Origin of the sequence: Streptomyces melanosporofaciens (genome assembly GCF_900105695.1) — a bacterium.
Taxonomy (GTDB): Bacteria; Actinomycetota; Actinomycetes; order Streptomycetales; family Streptomycetaceae; genus Streptomyces; species Streptomyces antimycoticus.
Genome location: NZ_FNST01000002.1, coordinates 8,854,455 through 8,880,262, shown reverse-complemented (window position 1 = coordinate 8,880,262; position 25,808 = coordinate 8,854,455). Strand labels below are relative to the sequence as shown.

General features: G+C 71.6%; 24 protein-coding genes and 3 pseudogenes. 10 read left to right on the top strand and 17 right to left on the bottom strand.

What is annotated here, in order from left to right:
* Positions 1-22: 22 nt before the first annotated feature.
* A complete protein-coding gene (locus tag BLV72_RS40655; RefSeq protein ID WP_093468754.1) occupies positions 23-1,420 on the bottom strand; it encodes a DUF6421 family protein in 1,398 nt (465 codons plus the stop codon).
* 308 nt (positions 1,421-1,728) lie between these two features.
* On the opposite strand from BLV72_RS40655, the gene BLV72_RS40650 reads away from it, so the two are divergent.
* Complete coding sequence (locus BLV72_RS40650) at positions 1,729-2,412, top strand: glycerophosphodiester phosphodiesterase (RefSeq protein WP_093468753.1); 684 nt, start codon at positions 1,729-1,731, stop codon at positions 2,410-2,412.
* A gap of 42 nt (positions 2,413-2,454) precedes the next feature.
* Here BLV72_RS40650 and BLV72_RS40645 read toward each other — a convergent pair whose 3' ends face one another.
* Positions 2,455-3,015, bottom strand: coding sequence for a GNAT family N-acetyltransferase (locus BLV72_RS40645; RefSeq protein WP_093468751.1), 561 nt, complete (start codon positions 3,013-3,015; stop codon positions 2,455-2,457).
* Between the two features lie 107 nt (positions 3,016-3,122).
* On the opposite strand from BLV72_RS40645, the gene BLV72_RS40640 reads away from it, so the two are divergent.
* Positions 3,123-3,515 (top strand): VOC family protein, encoded by a 393-nt coding sequence (locus BLV72_RS40640; RefSeq protein ID WP_093468750.1) that lies wholly within the window; start codon positions 3,123-3,125, stop codon positions 3,513-3,515.
* A 110-nt stretch (positions 3,516-3,625) separates the two neighbouring features.
* On the opposite strand, the gene BLV72_RS40635 is transcribed toward BLV72_RS40640, so the two are convergent.
* Positions 3,626-4,045, bottom strand: coding sequence for a PPOX class F420-dependent oxidoreductase (locus BLV72_RS40635; protein ID WP_093468748.1), 420 nt, complete (start codon positions 4,043-4,045; stop codon positions 3,626-3,628).
* A 215-nt stretch (positions 4,046-4,260) separates the two neighbouring features.
* On the opposite strand from BLV72_RS40635, the gene BLV72_RS40630 reads away from it, so the two are divergent.
* From BLV72_RS40630 to BLV72_RS40610, 5 genes are all read left to right on the top strand, one after another.
* Positions 4,261-4,923, top strand: coding sequence for a DUF5134 domain-containing protein (locus tag BLV72_RS40630; protein WP_093468747.1), 663 nt, complete (start codon positions 4,261-4,263; stop codon positions 4,921-4,923).
* A gap of 109 nt (positions 4,924-5,032) precedes the next feature.
* Complete coding sequence (locus tag BLV72_RS40625; RefSeq protein ID WP_093468745.1) at positions 5,033-5,983, top strand: M56 family metallopeptidase; 951 nt, start codon at positions 5,033-5,035, stop codon at positions 5,981-5,983.
* 131 nt (positions 5,984-6,114) lie between these two features.
* The gene (locus BLV72_RS40620; RefSeq protein ID WP_093468744.1) at positions 6,115-6,804 is read left to right on the top strand and encodes a phosphatase PAP2 family protein; all 690 of its coding nucleotides are present in this window, start codon (positions 6,115-6,117) and stop codon (positions 6,802-6,804) included.
* Positions 6,801-7,769, top strand: coding sequence for a pirin family protein (locus tag BLV72_RS40615; protein WP_093468742.1), 969 nt, complete (start codon positions 6,801-6,803; stop codon positions 7,767-7,769). Before BLV72_RS40620 ends, BLV72_RS40615 begins: the two co-directional genes overlap by 4 nt.
* A 25-nt stretch (positions 7,770-7,794) precedes the next feature.
* Positions 7,795-8,511, top strand: coding sequence for a GNAT family N-acetyltransferase (locus BLV72_RS40610; protein WP_093468741.1), 717 nt, complete (start codon positions 7,795-7,797; stop codon positions 8,509-8,511).
* A gap of 104 nt (positions 8,512-8,615) precedes the next feature.
* Here the strand turns inward: BLV72_RS40610 and BLV72_RS50660 are convergent.
* A pseudogene (locus tag BLV72_RS50660) lies at positions 8,616-8,717 on the bottom strand (hypothetical protein); the annotation flags it as partial.
* Positions 8,718-8,818: 101 nt separating this feature from the next.
* On the opposite strand from BLV72_RS50660, the gene BLV72_RS40600 reads away from it, so the two are divergent.
* Entirely contained in the window at positions 8,819-9,034 is a 216-nt protein-coding gene (locus BLV72_RS40600; RefSeq protein ID WP_143059853.1) for a hypothetical protein, read from the top strand.
* Here BLV72_RS40600 and BLV72_RS40595 read toward each other — a convergent pair whose 3' ends face one another.
* The 10 genes and pseudogenes from BLV72_RS40595 to BLV72_RS40550 all read right to left on the bottom strand — a co-directional run bounded on the left by BLV72_RS40595 (position 9,035) and on the right by BLV72_RS40550 (position 21,099).
* Positions 9,035-9,547, bottom strand: a complete 513-nt coding sequence (locus BLV72_RS40595) for a copper chaperone PCu(A)C (protein WP_093468738.1) — start codon at positions 9,545-9,547, stop codon at positions 9,035-9,037.
* Positions 9,548-9,617: 70 nt separating this feature from the next.
* A complete protein-coding gene (locus tag BLV72_RS40590) occupies positions 9,618-11,906 on the bottom strand; it encodes a heavy metal translocating P-type ATPase (protein ID WP_093468736.1) in 2,289 nt (762 codons plus the stop codon).
* Positions 11,906-12,157: a hypothetical protein gene (locus tag BLV72_RS40585; protein WP_093468735.1), complete on the bottom strand. Its 252-nt coding sequence runs from the start codon at positions 12,155-12,157 to the stop codon at positions 11,906-11,908. The genes BLV72_RS40590 and BLV72_RS40585 overlap by 1 nt, the downstream gene beginning before the upstream one ends.
* A gap of 145 nt (positions 12,158-12,302) precedes the next feature.
* Entirely contained in the window at positions 12,303-13,238 is a 936-nt protein-coding gene (locus BLV72_RS40580; protein WP_093468733.1) for an L-tyrosine/L-tryptophan isonitrile synthase family protein, read from the bottom strand.
* 188 nt (positions 13,239-13,426) lie between these two features.
* Positions 13,427-14,683 carry a cytochrome P450 family protein gene (locus tag BLV72_RS40575; protein WP_093468732.1) on the bottom strand — a complete coding sequence of 419 codons (1,257 nt, stop codon included), beginning with the start codon at positions 14,681-14,683 and terminating at the stop codon, positions 13,427-13,429.
* 12 nt (positions 14,684-14,695) lie between these two features.
* Positions 14,696-16,522, bottom strand: a complete 1,827-nt coding sequence (gene asnB / locus BLV72_RS40570; protein ID WP_093468730.1) for an asparagine synthase (glutamine-hydrolyzing) — start codon at positions 16,520-16,522, stop codon at positions 14,696-14,698.
* A gap of 34 nt (positions 16,523-16,556) precedes the next feature.
* Positions 16,557-17,987 carry an MFS transporter gene (locus BLV72_RS40565; RefSeq protein WP_244321259.1) on the bottom strand — a complete coding sequence of 477 codons (1,431 nt, stop codon included), beginning with the start codon at positions 17,985-17,987 and terminating at the stop codon, positions 16,557-16,559.
* 113 nt (positions 17,988-18,100) lie between these two features.
* Entirely contained in the window at positions 18,101-18,943 is an 843-nt protein-coding gene (locus BLV72_RS40560) for an ABC transporter ATP-binding protein (protein WP_093468729.1), read from the bottom strand.
* Positions 18,940-20,024, bottom strand: a pseudogene (locus tag BLV72_RS40555) (FecCD family ABC transporter permease). The gene BLV72_RS40560 and the pseudogene BLV72_RS40555 overlap by 4 nt, the downstream one beginning before the upstream one ends.
* Positions 20,024-21,099 (bottom strand): annotated as a pseudogene (locus BLV72_RS40550) (ABC transporter substrate-binding protein). The pseudogenes BLV72_RS40555 and BLV72_RS40550 overlap by 1 nt, the downstream one beginning before the upstream one ends.
* Positions 21,100-21,464: 365 nt before the next feature.
* On the opposite strand from BLV72_RS40550, the gene BLV72_RS40545 reads away from it, so the two are divergent.
* Positions 21,465-21,827 (top strand): DUF952 domain-containing protein, encoded by a 363-nt coding sequence (locus BLV72_RS40545; protein ID WP_093468727.1) that lies wholly within the window; start codon positions 21,465-21,467, stop codon positions 21,825-21,827.
* A 12-nt stretch (positions 21,828-21,839) separates the two neighbouring features.
* Here BLV72_RS40545 and BLV72_RS40540 read toward each other — a convergent pair whose 3' ends face one another.
* From BLV72_RS40540 to BLV72_RS40530, 3 genes are all read right to left on the bottom strand, one after another.
* Entirely contained in the window at positions 21,840-22,220 is a 381-nt protein-coding gene (locus BLV72_RS40540) for a VOC family protein (protein ID WP_093468726.1), read from the bottom strand.
* A 119-nt stretch (positions 22,221-22,339) separates the two neighbouring features.
* The gene (locus BLV72_RS40535) at positions 22,340-23,158 is read right to left on the bottom strand and encodes a CPBP family intramembrane glutamic endopeptidase (RefSeq protein WP_093468724.1); all 819 of its coding nucleotides are present in this window, start codon (positions 23,156-23,158) and stop codon (positions 22,340-22,342) included.
* A gap of 44 nt (positions 23,159-23,202) precedes the next feature.
* The gene (locus tag BLV72_RS40530; protein ID WP_167746503.1) at positions 23,203-23,874 is read right to left on the bottom strand and encodes a GntR family transcriptional regulator; all 672 of its coding nucleotides are present in this window, start codon (positions 23,872-23,874) and stop codon (positions 23,203-23,205) included.
* Positions 23,875-24,237: 363 nt separating this feature from the next.
* Here BLV72_RS40530 and BLV72_RS40525 point away from each other — a divergent pair, with 363 nt between their 5' ends.
* Complete coding sequence (locus BLV72_RS40525; RefSeq protein WP_093468721.1) at positions 24,238-25,803, top strand: AbgT family transporter; 1,566 nt, start codon at positions 24,238-24,240, stop codon at positions 25,801-25,803.
* The last annotated feature ends 5 nt before the right edge of the window (positions 25,804-25,808 follow it).

Here is a 25,808-nt window from a genome sequence, read left to right as displayed (position 1 = left end):
CGGCCGTCCGCCGTCGCGGGGCTCATGCCGCCGCCGGTAGGTCGCTGCCGGCCGTGATCCCCTTGGTGGAGGCGACCACGTCACGCAGCTTCTTCGCGAGCGCCTCGTAGAACATGCTCAGCGGAAACTCGTCGGGAAGCACGTCATCGACGAGCTTGCGCGGCGGCTGGGTCAGGTCCAGGGCTTCCGGGCCCTTGGCCCAGACCGAGCCGGGGTGAGGTGCGAGATACGTCGACACCAGCTCGTACGCCTTGAACCAGTGGACCAGTTTGGGGCGGTCGATGCCGTCGCGGTAGAGCTTCTCGATCTCGCCGCACAGCTGGTTGGTGACCTGCGAGGCGCGGGACCAGTCGATATGCAGGGTGTTGTCCGTCCAGCGTACGACGTCGTGCTGGTGGAGGTAGGCGAAGAGCAACTGGCCGCCGAGCCCGTCGTAGTTGCGGACCCGCGCGCCGGTGACGGGGAACCGGAACATCCGGTCGAAGATCACGGCGTACTGGACGTCACGGCCCTGGGCGACGCCCTCGGCCTCCAGCTTCACGGCCTCCTTGAAGGCCGTGAGGTCGCAGCGCAGCTCCTCCAGTCCGTACATCCAGAACGGCTGCCGCTGCTTGATCATGAAGGGGTCGAACGGCAGGTCGCCATGGCTGTGGGTGCGGTCGTGGACCATGTCCCACAGGGCGAACGCCTCCTGGCAGCGGCGCTGGTCGGCGAGCATGTCCCGGATGTCCTCGGGGAGTTCGAGCCCCAGAGCCTGGACCGCGGCATCGCTGACCCGGCGGAAGCGGGCCGCCTCGCGGTCGCAGAAGATGCCGCCCCAGGTGAACCGCTCGGGGGCCTCGCGGACGGCGATGGTCTCCGGGAAGAGCACCGCGGAGTTGGTGTCGTAGCCGGAGGTGAAGTCCTCGAAGGCCAGGCCGCAGTAGAGCGGGTTGTCATAGCGGGTGCGCTCCAGCTCGGCCAGCCAGTCCGGCCAGACCATGCGCAGCACCACGGCTTCCAGATTGCGGTCCGGGTTGCCGTTCTGCGTGTACATGGGGAAGACCACCAGGTGCTGGAGGCCGTCGGCACGCGTGCGGGCGGGCTGGAAGGCGAGCAGCGAGTCGAGGAAGTCGGGGACGCCGAAGCCGCTCTCGGCCCAGCGGCGCAGATCCGCGACGACCGCCCGGTGGTAGTCGGCGTCGTGCGGCAGCAGCGGGGCGAGCCCCTCGATGGCCTCGATCACCCGGGCGATGGTCGCCGCGGCGGTCTCGCGGGCGGGTGCGCCCTCGGCGTCGAAGTCGATGGAGCCGTCCTTGGACTGCCACGGGCGAAACGTTTCGACGGCGTCCTTGAGGGTCGGCCAGGCCGGATGTTCGACCACACGCTCTGCAGGCAGAACGCCACCTTCAGCTATCGGGGACGAAAGAATTTCCGTCATGACCACTCCTTCACCGGAGAAACTTGCGTACAGCCACCGTATCCATCGGACACCTCCTGGCTCAAGCGACGGTACGGGAAATCATCCTGTGCCACACCCGCACCACCGCAGTTTTTCCTGCCCCCATCGGCTCGGCTCATGCCACGGCCCCGCTTGAGCAGTCCTGTCATGAGCGGCCGGTATGGTGTGCGCCGGTCCGGCGGCCCGCCCGCCGAGAGCCGACGAATCTGCCTCCCCACTGCCTCCCCCGACCCGACGAAGACGACCCGACGAAGGCCGTCAAGGGCCGTCAGAAGAGCGAGACAGCGTTGACTTTTCTCACCATCGGACACCGCGGAGTGATGGGCGTCGAGCCGGAGAACACCCTCCGATCCTTTGTCCGCGCCGAACACGAGGGCATGGACGTCATCGAACTGGACCTGCACCTCAGCAAGGACGGCGCGCTCGTGGTGATGCACGACGCGGACGTCGACCGCACCACCGACGGCAAGGGCCCGATCAGCGACTTCACCCTCGCGGAGCTGCGTGAGCTGGACGCCGGGGAGGGTGAGCGGATCCCGGTCTTCGAGGAGGTCGTGGACGCCGTCAAGGCGCCGCTCCAGGCCGAGATCAAGGACACGGCGGCCGCCCGGGCGCTGGCGGAGGTGCTGACCGGCCGCGATCTGCTGGACCGGGTGGACGTCCTGTCCTTCCACGACGAGGCGCTCGCCGAGATCCGCAGCCTGCTCCCGACCGCCCGCACCGCCCTCGTGGCCAGCCGCTTCGGCCTCGATGTGATCGACCGGGCGCACGCCGTGGACGCCGGGATGCTGGTGCTCAACATCCGCAGGGTGACCCTGGAGCTGGTGGAGCGGGCGCACGCCGCCGACCTCAGGGTGATCGGCTGGACCGTGAACACCCCCGACCATCTGAAGCTGGTCCGCGGCCTCCGCCTGGACGGCGCCACCACCGACTTCCCGGAGATCCGGCGGGCGGCGCGCTTCACGGCCTGACGCCCTCGCGGGCCACCATCACCCGTACGGCGTAAGCGGCGCTCAGTCGAGGGGCTTGACCAACAGCTCGAACTCGAGGTCGGCACGGCGCGGCACGCCGACCCGCTCATCGCCGTACGGGAACGGGGACCGCTCGCCGGTACGGGCGTAGCCGCGCCGCTCGTACCAGGCGATCAGCTCCTCACGGGCGGTGATCACCGTCATATGCATCTGCGTCGCACCCCACTCCGCCCGCGCGCACCGCTCGGCCTCGGCGAGGATCGCCTTGCCCAGGCCCCCGCCCTGCAGCGTGGGCCGGACCGCGAACATGCCGAAGTACGCGTGGTCGCCGCGGTGCTCGAGCTGGCAGCAGGCGATCAGCTCACCGTCGCGCTCGACGATCACCATGCGGCTGTTCTCGGACCGCACCACGGCCGCGACGCCCTCCGGGTCGGTGCGCCGCCCGGCCAGGAGATCCGCCTCCGTGGTCCATCCGGCGCGGCTGGCGTCCCCGCGGTAGGCCGACTCGATGAGGGGCACCAGCGCCTCCACATCGGCCTCGGTGGCCGGACGGAAGGCGAGCGGGGAGGCGGTGACTCGTACGCTGGCGTCCGCGGTGTCCATGGTGTCGGGGAGTCCCTTCGGCGAGCGGGGGTGGGGGCGGTCGGTGGTGGCGGCGGCAAAGTGACCTTAACCTGCCCCAAGCGGGTCGGGTTGCGTAAGGTCGCGGCATGGTTCACGTACTGAGCAGTCGCATTCTGCTGCGGCCGACGGACCCCGAGCGCTCCCGGGCGTTCTACGGCGAGGCACTGGGCCTCGCGGTCTTCCGGGAGTTCGGGACGGGCCCCGAGCGGGGCACGGTCTACTTCCTCGGCGGGGGCTTCCTGGAGGTCTCCGGCCGCTCCGACACCCCGCCCGCCCCGGGCCCCCAGCTGTGGCTCCAGGTCGCGGACGCCGCGGCGGCGCACAAGGAGCTCACCGCGCAGGGGGTCGAGGTGCTGCGCCCGCCGAAGAAGGAGCCGTGGGGGCTGGTGGAGATGTGGATCGCGGATCCGGACGGACTCAAAATCGTTGTCGTCGAGGTGCCAGAGGATCATCCGATTCGCTACCGGCCAGGGATCTAGCAGCGGAGCGCGGATACGGACGGCGTGCGGCCGCCCCGCCGCCGTCCGCCCGCCGGCCCGGCTCGCGGTGGCCGGGGTGGTGGGGCGGACGGCGAGCGGTACCCGGGGCGTCAGCCGGGCTGGCTGTTCTCCTTGTGCTCGCCCCAGCCGTGCCAGCGGTCGATCTCGATCCAGGCGCTGACCCGGCCGCGGTCCCGCTGGGGGTAGTCCTTGCCGAGGTACTGCCGGGACAGCCGGTCGATTCCGGACAGGTCCTCGTCGTCCTGGAGCTCGACGACCCGGCCGATGAGGCTGATGTGGTTGTACCAGTTCGCCTCGTCGATCACGGTGAGCGTGACCCTGGGGTCGTTGCGGATATGGCTGAGCCGCTTGCGGCCCTCGTCCAGGTTGACCAGGACCCGGCCGTTGTCCCACAGGTACCAGGTGGCCGTGGAGACCGGCTGGCCGTCGGACCGGATCGTCGCGATAACGGCCGGGTTGGGCTTCTCGAGCATGGCGACCGCGGCCTCGGGAAGCGGTGGATTCGACACGGGCTCTCCTCCTCGTAGAACGGCTGTTCACGTCCCGTGGTGCGGCGGGGGCCTGCGTGATCCACGGGCCGCATCTCTCACGGTGCCATACCGCGCCGCGCGCCCCTCACCACTCCGCACGCCTCGCGCTCCCCCACTGCGTCCATGCGCTCCCGTGTGTGGCGCCGCGGCAGGGGATGTCTCCTGGTATTACGTCCCCCTTCGGGAGGTGTGCCGTGCACGGAACTCCGCTCGTCGGCTGGCTGCTGGTCGCGCTGTGCGCGGCCACGGGTGCCTACTGTCTGCTGCAGATGCGCGGTGAGCCGCCCGGGCCGGGGCGGCGGGTAGCGGGCGCCGAGGCAGTGATGGGGTGGGGGATGGCGGCGATGGCGGTGCCCTCCACCGTGCTGGACCCGCGGCCATGGGGTCCGCCCGCGTTCGCGGCGGTCTTCGCCGTGGCCGCCGTAAGGGCTCTGCTGCCGAGGGCGAGCGGCGCGGGCTTTCCGGGGCACCGTCTGCATCACGCCATCGGGGCGCTCGCGATGGTCTACATGGCGCTCGCGATGATGACGGGCACCACGGGCGGCCACCATCACACCGGCCAGATGGCACCGGGCCGGATGGCCGGCGGGGTGCCGCTGCTGACCGGGGTACTGCTCGTGTACTTCGCGGTCTACGTCGTACGGTCCGGGCTGCGGCTCATACCGATGACGGACGGCGCACTGGACGGCGCGGGGGCCAGATCGGTGGACGATGCGGGGGCCGGCGCCGGGGTCGGGTCGGGGGCGGGCGCAGGAGCGGGCTCGTCCGGTATCGGCTGGTCACGACGGCCCGAGCTGCGGCATGCCTGCAGGCTGTCGATGGGGATAGGCATGTTCGCGATGCTGCTCACCGTGTGAACGGGCGGCGGGCCGGGCCATAGCCCCACCCGTAGCCGCACCGTGGTATGCGTCACTTCCCCGCCGTGACCGTACCCGGCCCCAGCTTCGCGATCATAGGGTGACCGCCATGTTGGTCCCGTTCGCGCTGATGGGCCTCGGCGCACTGGCGGCGGCAATGGCGCCGCGCCTGCTGTCCCGCTCCGACTGGATCGACCGCGAACCTGTCCTCGCCCTATGGGTGTGGCAGTGCGTGGTCGTCGGGGTGCTGTTGTGCTGCGCGCTGACCATGGCGCTCACCGCCGCGGCCGCCTGGGAGGCCGTGCGCGGCAATGTCTTCGCCCCCGCGCCCAAGGGCGTGGTGGAGGCGTACGCGCTCTCCGGCTACGGGCCGCTGGCCGCGCCCATCGCCCTGGTGCTCGCCCTCGGGGCCGTCTGGAGCGCGGTGATGCTCACCCGCGAGATCGGCCGCGCCCGCGCCTGGCGCAGGCAGCACCGCGCGGAACTCCTCGTCCGCTCCCCCGTCTTGCCCGGTGAGGAGCCCAGCGGGGAGCGCCTGGTCGTCCTGGAGGGCGACAAGCCGGACGCCTGGTTGCTACCGGGCACCACGCTGCCGGGCACCACGCCCCAGCTCGTCATCACCACGGCGGCACTGCGCCGCCTCAAGGGCCGTCGGCTGGACGCCGTCATCGCCCATGAGCAGGGCCACGCCCGCGCCCGCCACCACTGGCTGCTGCACTGCTCGGGCGCACTGGCCACCGGCTTTCCGCAGGTGACCATGTTCGCGGCGTTCCGCGACGAGGTGCACCGGCTGGTCGAGCTGGCCGCCGACGACTCCGCGTCCCGGCGCTTCGGGCGGACGACCACCGCGCTCGCGCTGGTCGAACTCAACGAGGAGCGCGGGGTGTTCGGCCCCAGCCCCAGCGCGCTCGCCCAGGTCCCGAAGCGGGTGGACCGGCTGCTGGCCCCGGCCTCCCGCCTCTCGGTGGGGCGCCGCTGGCGCCTTACGGCCACCGCGGCGCTCGTCCCGGCCGTCCCGCTCATGGTCACCCTCGTCCCGGCGCTGCGGGTGCTGGGGTAGTCGTTCACGGCACGAGGCTCCCGTTCGCGGTACGAGGCTCCTGGCTCCGGCCGGTCAGAAGAGCCCCCCGGCTCCCGGCCGCCAGAGGGGCCTCCTGGCTCCGAGAGCCGCCCGTCGGCGATCATCGACCCATGCAGCCGGCAACCCTCCTCCGCCGAGCCGCCCGCACCGCGGCCGTGTTCACCGCACTCTTCCTGGTGCTGCTCCCCCTGGTGGCCGCCCATTGGGGGCCCCTGGGGAGCGTCGACCGGGAGATCGTCGTCGCCCTGCACCGCTCCGCCGTGGAGCACCACGGCTGGACCCGGACCAACAGAGTGCTCTCGGACTGGATCTGGGACCCCTGGGCGATGCGTGCGCTGCTGGCGGTGGCCGTGGGGTGGCTGCTGTGGCGCCGGGAGCGGCGGCTCGCCCTCTGGGTCGCCGTCACGGCGGCGGTGGGCACGGCGCTGCAACAGGCGGTGAAGGCCGCCGTCGGCCGGGGGCGCCCCCGGTGGCCGGATCCCGTGGACTCGGCGCACTACGCGGCGTTCCCCTCCGGTCACGCCCTGACCGCGATCGTCGCCTTCGGGCTGCTGCTGTGGCTGATGACACTGCACGGTGCCCCGGCGAGGTGGCTGCGGCTCATGATCGCCGTGGCCGCGGTGTCCGTGCTGGGCGTCGGCTTCACCCGCCTGTATCTGGGCGTCCACTGGCCCAGCGATGTGCTGGGCGGCTGGCTGTTGGGCGCGGCGCTGGTGTACGGGGCGATCGCCTCGTACGGCTACGCCCAGAGCCATACGGGTGAGCGCGAGTCGTCCCCTGATGGGAGAGTGCGGTCATGAGCAATCTCGATGTGAGGCCCGCGGCGACCGTATGCGGCGGCCGCGATGACGTCACCGCCCAGCCGGTTCGCGAGCTGCTGGCCGCCAAACAGGTCCCGCTGGGCGAATCCACGATGGTGCGCCGGCTGCTGCCCAACCTCGGGCGGCGCATGGTCGGCGCCTGGTGCTTCATCGATCACTACGGCCCGGACGACATCGCCCAGGAGCCGGGCATGCAGGTCCCTCCGCATCCGCACATGGGGCTGCAGACGGTCAGCTGGCTGCACGACGGCGAGGTGCTGCACCGCGACAGCGTCGGCAGTCTGCAGACGGTGCGCCCCGGCGAGCTGGGGCTGATGACCTCGGGCCGGGCCATCGCGCACTCCGAGGAGTCCCCGCGCGAGCACGCCCGCCTGCTGCACGGGGCCCAGCTGTGGGTCGCACTGCCCGACGGCGACCGCCATATCGCCCCCAGGTGGGAGCACCACGCCGAGCTGCCCCGGGTGACCGGCGGCGGAGGGCTGCGGGCGACGGTCATCCTCGGCGAACTGGACGGCGCGGCCTCGCCCGGCACCACGTTCACTCCGCTGATGGGCGCGGACATCGCCCTCGCGGCCGGCACCGACGCCCGGCTGCCGGTGCGTCCCGACTTCGAGTACGCGGCGCTCACCATGTCCGGCGAGGCCGAGGTGGACGGGGTCCGCCTCGCCCCCGGCTCCCTCCTCTACCTCGGCTGCGGGCGCACCGAACTGCCGCTGCGCGCGGATGTGGACAGCGCGTTCATGCTGCTGGGCGGGGAGCCCTTCGAGGAGAAGATCGTGATGTGGTGGAACTTCATCGGCCGCTCCCACGATGAGATCACCCAGGCGCGCGAGGACTGGGCGGCAGGCACCCGCTTCGGTACGGTGCACGGCTACGACGGCGCCCCGCTCCCCGCCCCGGAGCTCCCCCCGGTGCCCCTCAAGGCCCGCGGCCGCACCCGCTGACCCGCAACCCGAAAGGCACCGCACCATGGCGGACGGCAACGCTGTCGTACTCGACGATCCGGTGGGCGCGTCGCTCCGGGGGCACCACGCGCATCTCGCCCGCGGACGCGGTGGGGCCGTCAGCTATCTGCCGGGCGTGGCGACGTTCTCCGCGGTGCCCGTCGAGGCGTGCTCGGCGGAGTGGGCCGACCTGGCCCGGCTGCTGGGGCCAGGTGGGTTCGCGGACATGTTCGACTGCCCGTCGATCCCGCCGTCGCAGTGGGAGCCCGTCTTCGTCCTCGAAGGGCGTCAGATGGTCCGGGCGGGCGCCGGCAGCTCGCAAATCCCTTCCCAGGCCGAGGCCCGTACTGGCGTGGTCGAACTGGGCCCGGGCGATGTGCCCGAGATGCTCGATCTGGCGGGGCGGACGCAGCCAGGGCCGTTCTGGGCGCGCACCCTCGAACTCGGCACCTATCTCGGCATCCGCGACAACGGCACGCTGGTGGCGATGGCGGGGGAACGGCTGCGGCCGCCGGGATGGACCGAGATCAGCGCGGCCTGCACCGCCCCCGAAGCGCGCGGGCGAGGCTACGCCGCCCGCCTGGTCAGCGCGCTCGCCGCGCGCATCGTGTCCCGGGACGAGCGGCCCTTCCTGCATGTGGCCGACACCAACACGGGCGCCATCGCGCTGTACGAACGGCTGGGCTTCGAGGCCCGCAAGCCGGTGACGTTTCGCGGGTTCCGCACCCCGGTCAGCTCGTAGCGCTCACGCTGCGGCGGGCGGCCGGTGGTGCCCGGCGGCGCGGCCAGGACGTCGTGGGCCGCGCGTTCCGCGGAGGCGAGGGCGCCTTCGATGTGTCCGGTGTGCGCGGTCGCCGTCTCGGTCGACGCCCAGTGCAGCCGGCCGTCGAGGGCGGGCTGCTGATAGAGCGGGTGGCCGAAGAGCGAGTGGTCGGCACGGCGCCGCACCGTGGACGGGGCGGTCCGTCGGCATCACCATCAGCGGCCATCTGCTCGGAATGTACGCGTTCTCACCGGTCGTCGGCCGGCTCGCCGACAGGTTCGGGCCGATGCCGATCGCCGTCGCCGGCCAGGCGATACACCTCGCGTCCGCGCTTCTGTCGGGTCTGGGCCACGCCTCGATCGCCCTGGTACCCCTGATGAACGCGATCGGCTTCGGCGGACTCAATGCCTTCGCCGCGACGCTCGTGCTCCCGGTCATCATCTTCAGCGTCGTCCTGGCCAGGACTCAACGGCGTGCCGAACCGGGTGCCGCCCGGGCGTGATCACCGATCGCCGGGGCGCACGACGACGGCGTTGGTCTCGACACGTCCGCTGTGTTCGAAGCGGAGGGTGAAGGGCACCAGGTCTCCGGGCCGCCAGCGGGCCGTGGCCGGGACGGTCACATCGCTGGTGAACGGTGACATGTCGAGCGTGCCGCCCGCCGGAACGGGCAGGGAGTCCGCGAGTTGCCGGGAGGCGGCACCCCGCCCGGTCATCCGGTGACGGCTGAGCGAGATCCCCTCGGCAACCGCGGAGGAGGTCACCTCGACCAACCGGTCCCGCACCCCGCCCGTGTTGGTGACGCGGAAGAACGCGGCGGTCCGGGGCACTCCCGGGGCGGGGAGGAAGAGCTGTGCGTCGGTGACGCCGATGCGCGGGGGCCTGCCCGCGTTGCCCGAGGCGGTCCAGGTGGCGAGGCCGCCCAGTGCGAGGACACAGGCGCAGAACGGAGCGGCCGCGGCCCGCAGGGAGTCCGTGAGGCGACGGCGGGTGGGCGTCCAGGAAGGGGTCGTCATCGGGCGGGTCTCCACCTCGGTATCGGGTCGCAGCCGCGGCCGGGCAGTCCACCGGCGGCGTATATGGGCGTCACAGTGGCTTCCGGGCGGCAGGCGCGGCGGGCCGGGAGGGGCGTGGGCCGGTCGGCGACGGCTGCCAGGCACGCAGCCGCAGGCTGTTGCCGACCACGAGCAGCGAGCTGACCGACATCGCGGCCGCCGCGAGCATGGGGTTGAGCAGACCGACCATGGCCAGGGGGACGGTCACGACGTTGTAGCCGAACGCCCAGAGCAGATTGGCGCGGATCGTGCCCAGCGCACTGCGGGCGAGGCGGACCGCGTCCGCCAGGGTCTCGATGTCACCGCGTACCAGCGTCACGTCGGCCGCCCCGATCGCCACATCCGTGCCCGTGCCCATGGCGATGCCGAGGTCGGCCCCGGCCAGGGCGGCCGCGTCGTTGACACCGTCACCGACGACGGCGACCCGGTAGCCCTGCTCCCGCAGCTCGCGGACGAGGGCGGCCTTGTCCTCCGGGGCGCAACGGGCGTGCACCTCCTCGATGCGGAGGTCGGCGGCGACGGCGCGGGCGGGCGCCTCGCGGTCGCCGGTGGCGAGCACCGGTCGCACGCCCAGGCGGCGGAGCCGCTCCACGGCCCGGTAGCTTCCCGGTCGCTGCACATCCCCGACCTCGATCAGTGCCTCGGGCTCGCCGTCGACGCGGACCACGACCGGTGTGCGGGCGGCGGTCTCGGAGGCCGACAGTGCTCGAGCCAGTGTCGGGGGCAACGCGTCGTTTGGAGCCAGGACCTCGATCAGCCGTCCTTCCACCCGCCCGCGCGCACCCTTCCCCGGCAGCGCGGCGAAGTCGGCCACGGCCGGGAGCGGCTCTCCGGGATCGGTGCGCCGGGCATGGGCGGCGATGGCACGCCCCAGCGGGTGTTCCGATCCCTGTTCGACGGCGCCTGAAAGCCGGACCAGTTCCTCCTCACCGAGTCCGCCCGGCACGGCGGTGACCCGGGCGACGCTCATCTGCCCGGAGGTGAGGGTGCCGGTCTTGTCCAGGACGACGGCGTCGAGGTGCCGCAGCCCCTCCAGCGCCTGCGGTCCGCTGACCAGGACGCCCAGTTGGGCGCCCCGGCCGGTCGCCGCCATCAGCGCGGTGGGGGTCGCCAGGCCCAGCGCGCAAGGGCACGCCACGACCAGGACGGCCACGCTCGCGGTGATCGCGGCCTGCGGCTCGGCGCCGGCCCCGAGCCAGAATCCGAGGACGGTGACGGCCAGGGTGAGCACGACCGGGACGAAGACGCCCGCGGCCTTGTCGGCGAGCCGCTGCGCCCGTGCCTTGCCCGCCTGGGCCTCGGTCACCAGCCGGGTGATCCGGGACAGTTGGGTATCGGCGCCCACCGCGGTGGCCCGTACCAGGAGCAGCCCTCCGGCGTTGACGGCACCGCCGATCACGGGCGTGCCGGGGCCGACTTCCACCGGCTCGCTCTCCCCGGTGACCAGGGAGAGATCGACGGCCGAGCTGCCCTCCACCACCGTGCCGTCGGTGGCCAGGCGCTCCCCGGGCCGGGCGACGAAGACCTGACCGACCCGCAGTTCCTCGATCGGGACCAGGCGCTCGCCGTCGCCGTCGCGTACCGACACCTCCTTGGCGGCCAGCCGGGCCAGGGCGCGCAGCGCCGCGCCGGTCCCCCGCCGGGCCCGTGTTTCCAGGAAGCGGCCGGCGAGGACGAACAGCGGTACGCCGACGGCGCCTTCCAGATAGATATGGGCGACGCCGTCCGAGGCGGTGGGCACCAGGCTGAAGGGCATCCGCATACCGGGACCGCCGGCCCCGCCGAAGAACAGCGCGTAGGAGGACCAGGCGAAGGAGGCCGCGACACCCAGCGAGACCAGGGTGTCCATGGTGGCCGCCGAATGGCGCAGGCCGCGCGCCGCCCGCAGGTGGAAGGGCCAGGCTCCCCAGACGGCGACGGGGGCGGCGAGGACGAAGCACAGCCACTGCCAAGTGCGGAACTGCAGACCGGGAACCATCGACAGGACCAGCACCGGGACCGCGAGCAAGGCCGTGGTCACCAGCCGGTCGCGCTCCTGCCGGGCGTCCTCCGCCTCGTCTCCGTCCTCGCGCCGTTCCTTCTTGGGCGGCTCGGGCAGCGCGGCGGTGTAGCCGGCCTGCTCGACGGTGGCGATCAGCTGGTCCAGGCCGACCTCGGGCGGGTGGTTCACCCGTGCCCGGCCGGTGGCGAGGTTCACACCGGCCGTGACCCCGTCCAGCCCGGCCAGCTTCTTCTCGACACGCTTCACACAGGCGGCGCAGGTCATGCCGCCGATGGCGAGGTCGGTCACGACGGCCACCGCTGCCGGTTCGCCGGCCATCAGCGCCCACTCCCCTGGTCCATGTCACTCATGTCCATGCCGCCACCGCCCTGCCCGTCTCCTGAGCCGCCGTCTGTCGTGCTGGTGCCGTGCATACCGGGGGCGACGGGCCCGGCGCCCGCGCCGACGGTGTAGGAAACGGCGAACACCATCACCAGCAGCAGAAGAAATCCGCACAGCGCCGGCGGGGGCAGTGCCCTGGACAGGAACACACCCGGCGTCCGGCGGGCAGAGGGGCGGGGCTGCGTCATATGAGGAAACTCCCGATCACTCCGTACGGCTTCAGCGGGTCCGGCCGTACCGGTAGAGGAGTCGGGACGCCCGGCAACCGAGTTCCGGCGCCTCGCGGTGATGCGCGTCACGACACCAGGCTCGCCCAGCGAGCGGGTGACCTGCTCAGCCCTGTTCATAGTGGCTCGGTCGGCGGTCGCGGTGGACGAGACGGCCGAGCTGTTCCGCGCGGGCGCGGGGCATGAGCGTCCAGGTGCCGTCGGTGCGGTGCAGGGCGGCCGAGTGCCAGGGGGTGGTCCAGACGTCGGCCGCGTCGAGGAGGCGGAGGCCGAATTTGGGGGCGCCGATGGGCTGGGGGTGGATGGACAGCCGTACGGAGCCCGGGTGGTGCTCGGCGATCAGGTCGCCCCAGGCTCGGCTGCGCTGGATGACGCCGTAGGCACGTGTGCGGCACTCGCGTTGGAGGGCGGAGCGGGTGCCGGTGAAGTCGGCGGTGTCGTCGACGAGGAACCGGGTGATGCCCCGGTACAGGGCGAGGGTGTGGTCCTCGGAGCGGACCTCGGTTCGCAGCGCCGCCAGGGTGGGCGCGTACCGCTCGTGCACCTGGGCGCGCTTGGTGTCGTGGGGCAGGTCGCCCAGGACGTCGCGCAGGTCGAAGACGGAGAGGCGGTGCAGGCCGGACTCCCGGATGAGGCGTCTGAGTCCGTCCGCGTAGGCGTCTATGTGGTCGTCCGGGACGCGGATCAGGTCGCCGAAGACATGGCCGTCGGAGCAGATGATCACGCGGGCGCCCGGTGGGTGGACCCGCTCGATCTCCTCGCACAGGGTGTTCAGAAAGCCGAGGGAGAGGCGTTCGCCCTGGTCGGGGAGGTGGCCGAGGACCTTTGCGGGGTTCGGGGACTTGCAGGGGAAGCCGGGCAGGGTGAAGACCACGGGTTCTCCGGCGCGTACGAACCCGGCGATCTGGCGCAGCTGGCGCGCGAACGCCTCCGCCGCCGCGGGCGCGGGGTCGGTCGTGCGGTGGTACGGCAGCAGCAGGTCCAGGATGGCGGCGCTCGTGCTGCTCGTGGGGCGGGTGTCCGATGCGGTCGTCAGCGGCATGAGGGGGGTTCCTCCGTGAGGGGATGCGCAACGCGGGGCATGCGGGCATGGCCGCACGGCGCCTCGGCGTGGCGCGCCGGGCGCCGGCGGATGGGGTGCGGATGGTCGGCCGGGGCGGTCCGCACACGGATGGCGCGGGGCCGCCCCGTGAGCCGGATGGGGGGAGCCTGCGGTCGAAAGGCGTCAGGTCAGACGCGTCGGTCGTAGCCGACGGGCAGGTGGTTGGTCCCCCGGCCGAGGACGGCCGGGATCCACTCGATGTCCCCGTCGTCGATGGCCAGGTGGAGTCCGGGAAGGCGGGCCAGGAGGGTGCCCAGCGCGATCTGGAGTTCGGCGCGGGCCAGGGCCGCGCCGGGGCAGAAGTGGATGCCGTGGCCGAAGGCCAGGTGGGGGTTGGGCGAGCGGTCCAGGTCGAGGGTGTCGGGGTCGGGGAAGCGGCGCGGGTCGCGGTTGGCGGCGCACAGGGAGACGATCACCGAGTCCCCGGCCGGGACGTCCGTGCCGTGCAGATCGCTGTCCTGGTCGAAGAAACGCCACGTGGTCAGCTCGAAGGCGCTGTCATAGCGGAGGAGTTCGTCGACGGCGCGGGGCATCAGCTCCGGGTCGTCGCGCAGCCGGGCGAGTTCGGCGGGGTGGCGGAAGAGGGCGATCAGTGCGGTGGTGATCTGGTTGGTGACCGGCTCCTGGCCCGCCACCAGGAGCTGGAAGATCATCGAGTCCAGCTCCTCCTGGGAGAGTTCGCGGCGGTCACGGGCCACGACCAGGCGGCTGAGGAGGTCGTCCGCCCCGTGTTCGCGCGTGTGGGCGACGACCTCGGCTATGTAGCCCTGCAGCCCGTGCAGGCGGGCCTCGTACAGCGGGCGTCCGGGGTCGGTCGGTCCGACCGGCTGGACGACCTTGCCCCAGTCGCGGTCGAAGCGGGCTGCCAACTCGGGTGGCAGGCCGATGGCTTCGGCGAGGGCCTGGAAGGGGAAGCGGGCGGCGAAACCGGTGACAAGGTCCGCGGGGCCGGTTTCCGGGAGGGCGTCGACGAGGGTGTCGGCCAGCTCCTGGAAACGGGGCCTCAGGTGCTCGATACGGCGCGGGGTGAAGGCGTCGGTGACAAAGCGCCGCATACGGGTGTGGGTCGGCGGGTCCTGGTGGAGGAGGTGGACCTGGAGCCGGGAGTGCTGGGGCTCGGGCATGATCGAGGCGCGGGCGCGCCAGCGGTCGTTGCCCCGGTCGTGGTTCTTGCCGAGGCGGTCGTCACCCAGCGCGGAGTGTGCGGCGTCGTAGCCGGTGACGAGCCAGGCGTGGACGCCGCTGGGGAAAAGGACGCGGTGCACCGGGCCGGTTTCGCGCATCCGCTCGTAGAGGGGGTACGGGTTGCTCTTGTAGGGGCAGCCCATCAGCGGCACGGGCTCGGGCAGGGCCTCGGGGGCCGTCCCGGATTCCTGGAGGGTCATGGGAGGTGCTCCTCAAAGGGCGAGTTCGGGCTGGTGGTGGTCCAGCCACAGGGCGAGGTCGACGACGCGTTCGAGGCGGAGGCGGTGGCCCCACTCCAGGTGGCCGGGCGGGGTGTCGAGGCAGGGTTTGAGGCGGGTCTCGTCGGCGAGTGAGCGGACGGTGTCATCCGCGAGGGCGTCGCGGGCCAGGTTCTGCAGACCGCGGTTGTAGTCGGGGTGATGGGTGGCCGGGTAGTGGTTCTTGGGGCGGTGCAGCACCGAGTCGGGGGCCAGCCCGGTGCCCGCCGCGCGCAGCAGGCTCTTCTCCCGGCCGTCGAAGCTCTTCAGGGCCCAGGGGGTGGTGAAGGCGTACTCGACGAGCCGGTGATCGCAATAGGGGACGCGCACCTCCAGACCCTGGGCCATGCTCAACCGGTCCTTGCGATGCAGGAGTTGACGCAGCCATCGGGTGAGCGAGAGGTGCTGCAGCTCGCGCTGCCGGTGTTCGGTGGGAGTCTCGCCGCCGAGGTGCGGTACGGCGGCCAGGGCGGTGCGATAGGTGTCGTCACGGAACTCGCCGATGCGCAGGTCCAGTTCGGGGTTGAGTGGCATCGCGGCCTCGTCGCCGGTCACCAGCAGCCAGGGGAATGTGGGCGCGGCGAGCGCCTTGGGGTTGTGGAACCAGGGGTAGCCGCCGAAGACCTCGTCGGCCGCCTCGCCGGACAGGGCGACGGTGGAGTGCTTCCGGATCTCCCCGAAGAGGAGGTAGAGCGAGGTGTCCATGTCGCCGACGCCGATCGGCGAGTCGCGGGCCACGACCACGGCCTTGCGGTGCTCGGGGTCGAGCAGGGCACGCGGGTCCAGCACCACCGTGCTGTGGTCGGTGCCGAGGAACGCGCCCGCTTCCGTGGCGTACGGGGTGTCGTGGCCGGTGCGCAGAACATCACCGGTGAAGCTCTCGGCCTGGTCGCTGTAGTCGACGGCGTAGGTGCGGATCCGGGCGTCCGGGCCTTCGCGCAGGCGCAGTTCGTCGGCGAGCAGGGCGGTCAGGACGGTGGAGTCGATGCCGCCCGACAGCAGGGAGCACAGGGGGACGTCGGCCTCCAGCTGAGCGCGGGCGGCGGTGCTCACCAGGTCGTGCACGCGGGCCACGGTCGCGTCCCGGTCGTCCGGGTGGGCGTCGGCCTCCAGCCGCCAGTAGCGGCGCTCACGCATGCCGTCCCGGTCCAGGAGGAGCAGACCGCCGGGCTCGACCTCCCGCACACCGGACCACACCGTCGGACCGGTGGTGAAGAGCAGGCTGTACGCCTCGCGCAGCCCGTCCGCGTCCACCCGGGGCCGTAGCTCCGGGTGGGCGAAGAGCGCCTTGGGTTCGGAGGCGAAGGCCAGACCGCCGTCCACCTCCGCCCAGAAGAGGGGCTTGACGCCGAGCCGGTCGCGGACCAGGAGCAGCCGCTGTGCGCGCTCGTCCCAGACGGCGAACGCGAACATGCCGTCCAGGTGGCCGGCCACCTCCTCGCCCCACTCGGCGTAGGCGCGCAGCACCACCTCGGTGTCGCTGCGGGTGCGGAACTCGTGTCCCAGGCCCGTGAGTTGTGTGCGCAGTTCGTGGTGGTTGTAGATCTCGCCGCTGTAGGTGAGCACGGTGGTCGGGGCGTCGGGCCGGTCGGTCATCGGCTGGACGCCACCGGCGATATCGAGGACGGCCAGGCGGCGGTGGCCGATCGCGGCGCGCCGGCCGAGCCAGACTCCGCCCGCGTCGGGGCCGCGCGGGGTCAGGGTGGCGGTCATGGCCTCGATGACCGGGGCCTGGGTGCGGGGGTCCTGGTGGAAGGAGACCCAGCCGGTGATTCCGCACATGGGTGCGACTCCTCGGTGACGGTGAGGCGGTGGCTCAGCGGGGTGCGGCGGGCGCCGCGTCGGTGGTTTTCTCGGTGCGGCTCGCGGGACCGCGGGCGGGCCGGGCGAGCAGCGGTACGGCGGAGCAGGCGGCGAGGGCGGCGACGGCCAGACCCGCCCGTACGCCGTCGTCCGGACCGGCGGGCCCCCACGCCGCCGTGGCCAGGGCCGGTCCGAGCGTGAAGCCGAGGCTGCGGGCGAGCTGGACGGTCGAGCCGACGGTGGCGGCGCGGCCCGGCGGGGCGGCGCCCATGACCAGGGCCTGGGCCGGGCCGCCGTTCAGGCCCATGCCGAGTCCGGCCAGGGCGAGCCGCCAGGCCACGTCAGGAGGGGACCAGCCGTCGCCCAGCGGGACGAGCAGCAACAGGCCGACGGCGGTGAGCGCGGCGCCGGCGACCGCGACGGGCCGGGCCCCGTACCGGTCGGCGAGCCGTCCGCCGAGCGGGCCCGCCAGCCCCATACCGAGGGGGAACGCGAGCACCGTCAGGCCGGTGGTGGTCGCGCTGACGTCCTCGTCGCGCCGGAGGTGCAGGGCGACCACGTAGTGCATGGCGGCGAAACCCACCGCCAGCGCCAGCACCGCGCCATGCGCCCGCAGCAGCCCCGCCGCCCGCAGCACACCGGCCACCGGACGACCGCCCGGACCCCGCAGCCACCACCACAGCGGCGGGGCGGCGACGAGGGCGAGCGGCAGCCAGGCGGGGGTGTCGGAGGCCAGGGTCAGGGACAGCAGCAGGACCGTTACTCCAGTGGCCATGAGGGCGGTGTCGGCGAGGAAGCGCCGGTCCGCGCCGCGCAGACGGCCGTCCCCGGGCATCGCCCGCCACACCACGGCCAGCGCCGGCAGACAGAACGGGATCTTGACCAGGAAGATCCAGCGCCAGCCCAGCTGGTCCAGGAGCAGACCGCCGACCGCCGGTCCGGTGACGGCGCCCAGGGGGCCGAGGGTCGCGGGTACGCTCATCGCCCGCCCGCGCAGCCCGGGCCGCACGGAGCGGATCGCCAGCACCGGCATCAACACGAACAGCACCGCGCCGCACATGCCCTGTCCGATCCGGGCGGCGATCAGCCAGGCGGCCCAGGGCGATGCGGCGGCAAGCACGCTACACAGCGCGAAGCCGCCGGTCGCGGCCAGCAGCGCGGGGCGGGTACCCACGGCGTCGAGCCAGCGACCGACGGGCAACAGGAGGGCGACGACGGGCAGTTGATAGCCCAGGACCGCCCACTGGGCTGTCGCCGCCGACACGCCCAGTCCCTGGGAGATGTCCGCGAGCGCCACGTTGACGATGCTCATGTCGAGCATCGCCACAAACGCCAGCGCGCCCGCCACGGCCACCAGGAGCCAGCCGTCGCGGACCTCGGGTGGATCCGCCGGCCGCTCAGGTACGTCCCCGGGCTGATCCGCACCGGGCGCGTCGTCGGTCATACACCCCTCCCTCCGGCCTTCCGGCAGACCGGCCGCCGGGCGGCGGCCTCGCTCTAGAAGTCGGGCGGGCCGCGAGGTGAGTTCCCGGATGTATCGGGAAAAACCGCTGGAATTCACGATGAGCTGACAGGTTGCCCTTGGTGCTCGTCCGCCGGGTCGGCCGCTTCCGGTTCCGCCCGCCCGTCCGCCGGTTCCCGGTGGTCGAAGGCGATCAGCGGATCGCCGGTCAGCGGGTGCTCGACCACGGCCGCGCGCACGCCGAACACCTCGGCCAGCAGGGCCGGTCGCAGCACCTCGCCGGGCGTTCCCGAGGCGACCACGCGGCCTTCGTGCAGGACGTGCAGCCGGTCGCACACGGAGGCGGCGGCGTTGAGGTCATGCAGCGACACCAGGGTCGTACGGCGTCGGCCGCGCAGCAGCGCCAGGAGTTCGACCTGGTGGCGGATGTCGAGGTGGTTCGTCGGCTCGTCCAGGACCAGGACGTCCGGCTGCTGGGCGAACGCGCGGGCCAGCAACACCCGTTGGCGCTCGCCGCCGGACAGCTCGGTGAAGCCGCGGCCGGCGTGGTCCGCCATGCCGACGTCCGCGAGGCAGCGCGCGACGATGTCCCGGTCGGCGGCGTCCTCCCCGGCGAACGCCCGCTTGTAGGGGGTGCGGCCCATGGCGACGACCTCACGTACGGTCAGCTCGAAATCCCCGCCCCGCTCCTGCGGGAGCGCGGCGATGTGCCGGGCCGACCGTGCGGGGCTCAGCGCGCGGAGGTCGGCGCCGTCGAGCAGAACACGTCCGGCGGCGGGCCTCAGATGCCGGTACACGGTCCGCAGAAGAGTGGACTTGCCGCTGCCGTTGGGCCCCACCAGGCCGGTGATCTCGCCTTCGGCCGCGATGAGGTGGGCATCGGCCACGACCGTACGTCCGGCATAGGCGACCCGCAGGTCCTCGATGTCGATCCTCAACTCCCGCTCCCCAACCGCCGGTCCAGCAGATACAGCAGCGCCGGAGCGCCGATCAGCGAGGTGACGACCCCGACCGGCAACTCCTGCGTGTCCATGGCCGTGCGGCACACGATGTCGACCACCACCAGCAGCAGCGCGCCGAAGAGCGCCGACACGGGCAGCAGACGACGGTGGTCGCCGCCGACGACCAGGCGGCAGACGTGGGGGACCATGAGGGCGACGAAGGCGATGGCCCCGGAGACCGCGACGAGGACGCCGGTGAGCAGGCTGGTGACCGCGAACAGCTCACGGCGCAGCCGTACGACGTCGACGCCGAGCCCGGCCGCCGTCTCATCGCCCATCAGCAGCGCGTTCAGGCCCCGGGCCCGGGCCTGCAACAGCAGCAGGACCGCCGGAACCGCCACCGCCGGGGCGGCCAGCAGCGGCCAGCTCGCACCGCTCAGGCTGCCCATCAGCCAGAACAGCACACTGTGGGTCTGCTGCTCGTCCCCGGCCTGCAACACCAGATAGCTGGTGAAGCCGGACAGGAACTGCCCGATGGCCACCCCGGCGAGCACCAGCCTGAGCGGCGCGAACCCCCCGCCGCGCCGGGCCACCGCCCAGACGAGGGCGAAGGTGGCCAGGGCTCCCGCGAAAGCGGCACCGGACAGACCGAGGCCCAGCACTCCCCCGGTGCCGAGGCCGAGCACGATGGCGGCGACGGCGCCGAGGGAGGCGCCGTTGGAGACGCCCAGGAAGTACGGGTCGGCCAGCGGGTTGCGGACGAGGGCCTGCATGGCCGTACCGACCAGGCCGAGCCCGGCACCCACGAGGGCTGCCAACAGGGCGCGGGGCAGGCGCAGTTGCCACACGATGAGGTCGTTGGTGCCGGGCCGGGGGCATCGCCGCTCAGTCTGCGCCAGACCACGCTCCACACCTCGCCCGGCGGGATCGACGTGGAGCCCCAGGCGACCGCCGCCGTGAGGGCCGCGAGCAACGCGACCGCCAGGAGCAGCGCCGACGGCCCGGCGGGCACGGAACGCCGCGTGCGCACACGGGCATCGGTGCTGCCCTTCCCGCTCACCGTGGCGTCGAGCACCATCAGCCGATCTTGCCCGGGTGGAGGGCCTTGGCGATCTCCTGGACGGTGTCGGCGTTCTCGACTCCGGCGATGGTGGTCCGCTCGGAGCCGATGCGCAGGAAGTGGCCCTCCTTGACGGCCTTCAGGCCCTTGGTGGCGGGGTTCGACTTCAGCCACGTGAGCGCCTCGTCGAACGCCTTCTCGTTCGCCGCCTCGCTGCCCCGGTCGCGGACGCCCAGCTGGATCCAGTCCGGGTTCCTGGAAAGGACGTCCTCCCAGCCGACCTGCTGGTAGTCGCCGTCACAGTCGGCGAAGACATTGCGGGCACCGGCCAGAGTGATCACCGCGTTGGCGACCTGGCGGTTGCAGACGACGGTGGGCTGCTTGGTGCCGGCGTCGTAGTCGAAGAAGAAGTACGTCGGCCGCTCGCCCTCCGCCGTCCTGCCGACCGCCTTTTGGACGGCGTCCACCTTCTTCTTCATACCGTCGACCAGTTCCTTGGCCTTCGCACCGGTGCCGGTGACCGCGCCGAGGGAGGTGATGTCGGCCTCCACCGCGGACAGGTCGGTCACCGGGCGTTCGTTCTGCGCCGCACAGGCGGTGGACTTGAGGTAGATGTGCTTGATCCCGGCCGCCTTGAACTCCTCCTCGGTCGGCGCGTCCCCCATGCCGCCGCCCATGTTCATCGAGGCGAAGGTGTCGATGTACAGATCCGCGCCGGAGCCGAGGAGCTTCTCCTTCGGGATCACCGACTGGCCGAGCACCCTCACCTTCCGCGCCTGCGCGTCGAGTTCACCGGGCAGTGTGCCCTCGCCGGGAGGGAAGCCGGTGCCGATGACCTTGTCACCGGCACCGAGGCGGAGCAGCAGCTCCAGGCTGGAGGCGTTGCTGGTGACGATCCTCTCGGGGCCTTGGAGAACGTGGCCTTGGCGCCCAGGCAATCGGTGACGGTGACCGGGTGGTCGCCGGTGGCCGACTTCTCGTCGGCGGGGCCCACCTGGTCACCGCCGCCACTACCGCCTCCGTCCCCGCAGCCCGCCACCAGGAGGCCGCACAGCACCGCGGCCGTCGTACCCCACCACACACGAGAACGCATCGAAACTCTCCTGGATCCACTGGACACACGGGTTGCCCCGGACCAGTAGTCGTGGCGGATGCGGCATGGGTTCCCGCCCGTTGGGGGCCGGTGATGTCAGCTGCGGACCAGGTATGTGGCGTCGATGACGTCCGGCTGTCCGGGAGCGGCAGTTGAGGGAGCGACGGGAGAGATCGTGCACCGCGAATTTCGCCTGCTCTGGGGCGACTGCCAGCCCTGGCCTGTACGTCTGTCATGGACTGCCGGGAAACTCCCGAATACCCGGACCCGAAGGATGCGGCACCGCCACCGAAGCCCCGGCTGCGCTAGCGAGCGAGCCGATCGTTCTCTCACCCTGCGGCAGATGATGGCGGTTTAATCGAGTCATGATCTACCACGTCGTACCGCTTACCGAGTGGAACGCCGCTTTCGACCGCCCCTACAGCCCCGCCTCCCTCACGGAGGACGGTTTCGTCCACTGCTCTCCCGACGAGGAGACAACGCTGGCCGTCGTCAACGCCTTCTACCGCACTGCGCCGAGGCCACTGCTGGCGCTGCTCCTCGACGAGGACCGGCTCACCGCGAAATGTGAATGGGAAGCCGCGAACCCCGCCCCGCCGCCCGGCGTCGCCGAGAACAGCCTGTTTCCCCATGTCTTCGGGCCGCTGAACCGCGACGCCGTGGCGCGGATCCAGGAGATCGCATGGGACTCGGAGGGCCGGGCGGTGGGGCTGACGGATGTCAGCTGACGACGAGGGCCGTCAGAGCGGCGCGAGGCGGGCCTTGAGCAGGCAGAACTCGTTGCCTTCGGGATCGGCGAGGACGTGCCACTGCTCATCCCCGGTCTGGCCGATGTCGGCCCGGCGCGCACCGAGCTTCAGAAGGCGTTCGAGCTCGGCGTCCTGATCGCGGTCGGTGGCGTTGACGTCGATGTGCAGCCGGGATTTCCCGGGCTCCGGCTCGTCCCTGCGGCTGAGGATGATCGTCGGCTGCGGGCCGCCGAACCCTTCGCGCGGCCCGATTTCGAGGGTTCCGTCGTCCTCGCGATCGAGCACCACGAAGTCCAGGACCTCGCACCAGAACCGCGCCAGCACCTCGGGGTCGCGGCAACCGAGCACGAGCTCACTGATACGACATGCCATTGACGAAAACCTACTCTCAGCGTGGGAACTGCCGGGTGGCCACGCGCAGAGCTCAGAGGCTCCCCGCAGTGAGGACCCTCGGGAACTTACCGGGCGAGGGGAGCACGGGCGAATCGTTTTCAGGCTCTCGCCTGGCTGTCTCCCTCGGGACGCTCGTCGGGGCTGGGACTGGAACTGGGGCTGGGACTGGAGCGGACGGCCTCGGCGGACGACTGGACGCCTTCGGCGCCGTAGCGGCGCAGCAGCCACACGCCGTACGCGGCCTGGAAGACGAGCACGCTCGCCTGCCACCAGTCCGGGGCCGAGCCCGGCGAGCGGATCTGGAAGAAGTCGTCGAGTCCGTGGACGACGACCATCGGCCAGATCGAGCCGATCGCGTAGCGCAGAGCGGCACAGGTGAAGCCGAAGAGACCGGCGGACAGCATCTGCCACAGCGTGTCGTCGAGCGGGTCACCGAAGAACAGGAAGTTCTGGATATGCCCTGTTCCGAATAAGACGGCGACGCCGAGGGCCGCGCGGATCGGGCCGAGCGGGTTGAGGGCCTGCTGGACGAGGCCCCGGCTGTAGATCTCCTCGTTGATGCCGACCCACAGCAACGAGACCAGGCCGCTGACGATGACCGTCGCACTGCCGTCGAGGCCGGCCACCGCGTACGAGCAGGCAATGAGCAGCATCGGCGCGGCCGGCCACCAGCGGTGTGGACGGCCGGGTACGGCCACCGCGGAGACACGCAGCCAACCCCACCGCCACAGGACGAGCCACACCCCGGCGGCACAGACGGCGTTGACCAGGGTGGCGCCGAGGTCCGGATACCACGAGGGCGCCAGCGGGGGCAGGATCACCTCGGCGAACAGCAGCAGCAACGCATGCCAGGCGAAGGTCAACTCCACCGCGCCCCAGAGCGGATGGCGGATGACGTGGCCTTTCCACCGATTCATCACGACAACGAGCGTAGCCGCAGACGCGCAAGGGGGCAGGAGCCTTACACCGGCTTCCCCGCGCCGCTCGTCTCGTTCCCTCCGGACAGCAGGGTGTCCAGCATGTACTGGCGCGAGCGCTCGATGCCTTCGAGGACGACCTGTCGGATCTCCTCCTCCGAGCCCCGCCTGATGGCCTCGACCAACCGCCCGTGGTTGACGCTTGTGTAGGGGGCCCGGCCGAGTTCACCTCGGAGGTTGAGGAAGCGTTCGATCTCCTCGTGCAGCGTGTTGATCATTGGAATCATCAGCGACACGCGTGCGACTTCGGCGATGGCCACGTGCAGCAGCCGGTTCGCCTCGTTCAGATCGGGGCGTGAGGTGTTCGCCGCTACGGTCGCCGCGCTGAGCGCGTCCAGACGGTCCAGATCTTCGGCGCTGGCTCGCTGTGAGGCGAGCACGGCCGCTTCCGGCTCGAGGAGCCGTCGCAGGCGGTAGGTGTCCTGGAGGTCGCCGAGGTCCGTCGGCTTGACGAAGGTGCCGCGCCGCGGGACGACGACGACAAGCCCCTCCCTGCGCAGCGCGTTGATGGCTTCGCGCACCGGGGTCTTGCTCATCCCATAGCGCTCGGCGAGCCACGCTTCGACGATGACGTCGCCGGGGCGGAGGCGGCATCGGATGATGTCGCGCTTGAGGGATGCGTACGCCTGTTGCGCCATCGACGATCCCGAACTCAAACCACAGCTCCTCTTCAAGCACTGTGTGGCGGCCCTCGTCATCCGGCGACCACCTGCGCGACGACCTGTTGACATCGACCTTTCGCAGCGTATCATCCCTGTGAAATATCACAGGGATTGCACAAGTCGGCGGGACGAGTCGCCGTGACCGACCCGTGCCGAACGGAAGCGGAATCCTCCCCGCCGGCACCTGCCGACCCCGGCTCCATACCGACCTGGCCATCGGGCGCCGGACGTCCGCGCAGTCGGGCTTGCACATCAGACAGAGCAGCACACATCACCCCCAGAGCCGCGTTCACCGTCGACCGGATAGGGCCCCAGATGACGCAACTTCGAAGCAGCAGTCCGACCGTGGATGGCTCCATGAACCGGTTGTTCCGGGCTCTCAGCGCCTTGGAACGCGCGGGAAACAGGCTTCCCCATCCGTTCTGGCTGTTCTGGATCTTCGTGGCACTGCTCGGTGTGCTCAGTGCCGTGCTGGCGGGCGTGGGCGTGTCCGTCACACTGCCGTCGACAGGTGACTCCGTCGCGGTCAAGAGTCTGCTCTCGCTTCAGGGAGCCAAGTACGCCGCGGAGTCCGCGCTGGACAACTTCGCCGGGTTCGCGCCCCTGTCGGTCGTGGTGGTGGTGCTTCTCGGTGTCAGCGTCACCGAGAAGAGCGGCCTTCTCACCGCGCTTCTTCGCGTCACGATCGGCCGGCTGCCCGTTCGGTGGCTGACCTTCTCCATCGCGTTCGGCTCCATGATCGCGCACATCATGAGCGACTCGGCCTACATCGTGATGATCCCGCTGGGCGCGCTGGCCTTCCGGACCGTGGGCCGCAGCCCGGTGCTCGGCCTGATGGTCGCCTATGCGTCGACGGCCATCGGCTTCAACGCCAGCCCGCTGGTGACACCGGCCGACGCGGTCAGGTCGTCCCTGGCGGCCGAGGCCGCGCACACCGTCGATCCCGACTACGTCATCACTCCGGTGGCCACCTACTTCTTCACCGCGGTCTCATCGGTGTTCCTCGCCGCCGTCATCGCCCTCACGGTCGACCGCGTCCTGGCCCAGCGGCCCGAGTTCGTGCCGACACCCGAGGACGACGCGGCCGCCGACCGGCTCTTCAACACCACCGCCCAGGGCGAGGCGCCCCAGCACGGCGGGCCGGCCGGGGAGGCTCCCACCTCCTTCACCTTGAGCACGGTCGAGAAACGAGCCATGCGGCTGTCCGGCGCGGTGCTCGCGCTCTACGTCCTGGCGGTGTCCGCGCTCCTGCTCCCGGGGTCCCCGTTCCGCGGCGCGGGCGGCAGCATCGTGCAGTCCGTGGTCGTGGTGAACATCGCCGTGTTCATCTCGCTGCTGTTCGCCATCCTCGGAATCGTCTACGGCAGGCAGGTGGGCACGATCCCCTCACTGTCGTCCGTGCCCTCCGCCATGGCCGACGGGGTGAAGTCCTTCGTCCCCGTGATCGTGCTGTTCTTCGTGGTCTCGCAGTTCCTCGCCTACTTCACCTGGACGGGCATCAGCAATGTGATCACCGTCGAGGGTGCCCGGCTCCTGAAGTCCCTGGACGCGCCCCACCTCGTCATCCTGCTGGTGATCATCCTGGCCATCAGCGGGCTGAACATCATCATCAGCAGCGGTTCGGCGATGTGGTCCATCCTCGCCCCCGTCGTGGTCCCCCTGGCGATGTACATCGGCCTCTCGCCCCAGGCGGCGATGGTCTCCTTCATGATCGGGGACTCGGTCACCAACACCACGCCCATGAACGCCTATTTCGTCCTGGCCCTGGGATTCCTCCAGCAGTTCCGGAAGGGCGCGGGCATCGGAACCATGCTGTCCTTCACGGTCCCCGTGGCTCTCGCCGTACTGGTCTCGTGGTCGGCCTTCTTCGCCCTCTGGTACGCCCTGGGTATTCCGCTCGGCCCAGGGGTGCCCGTCAGATGACCCCT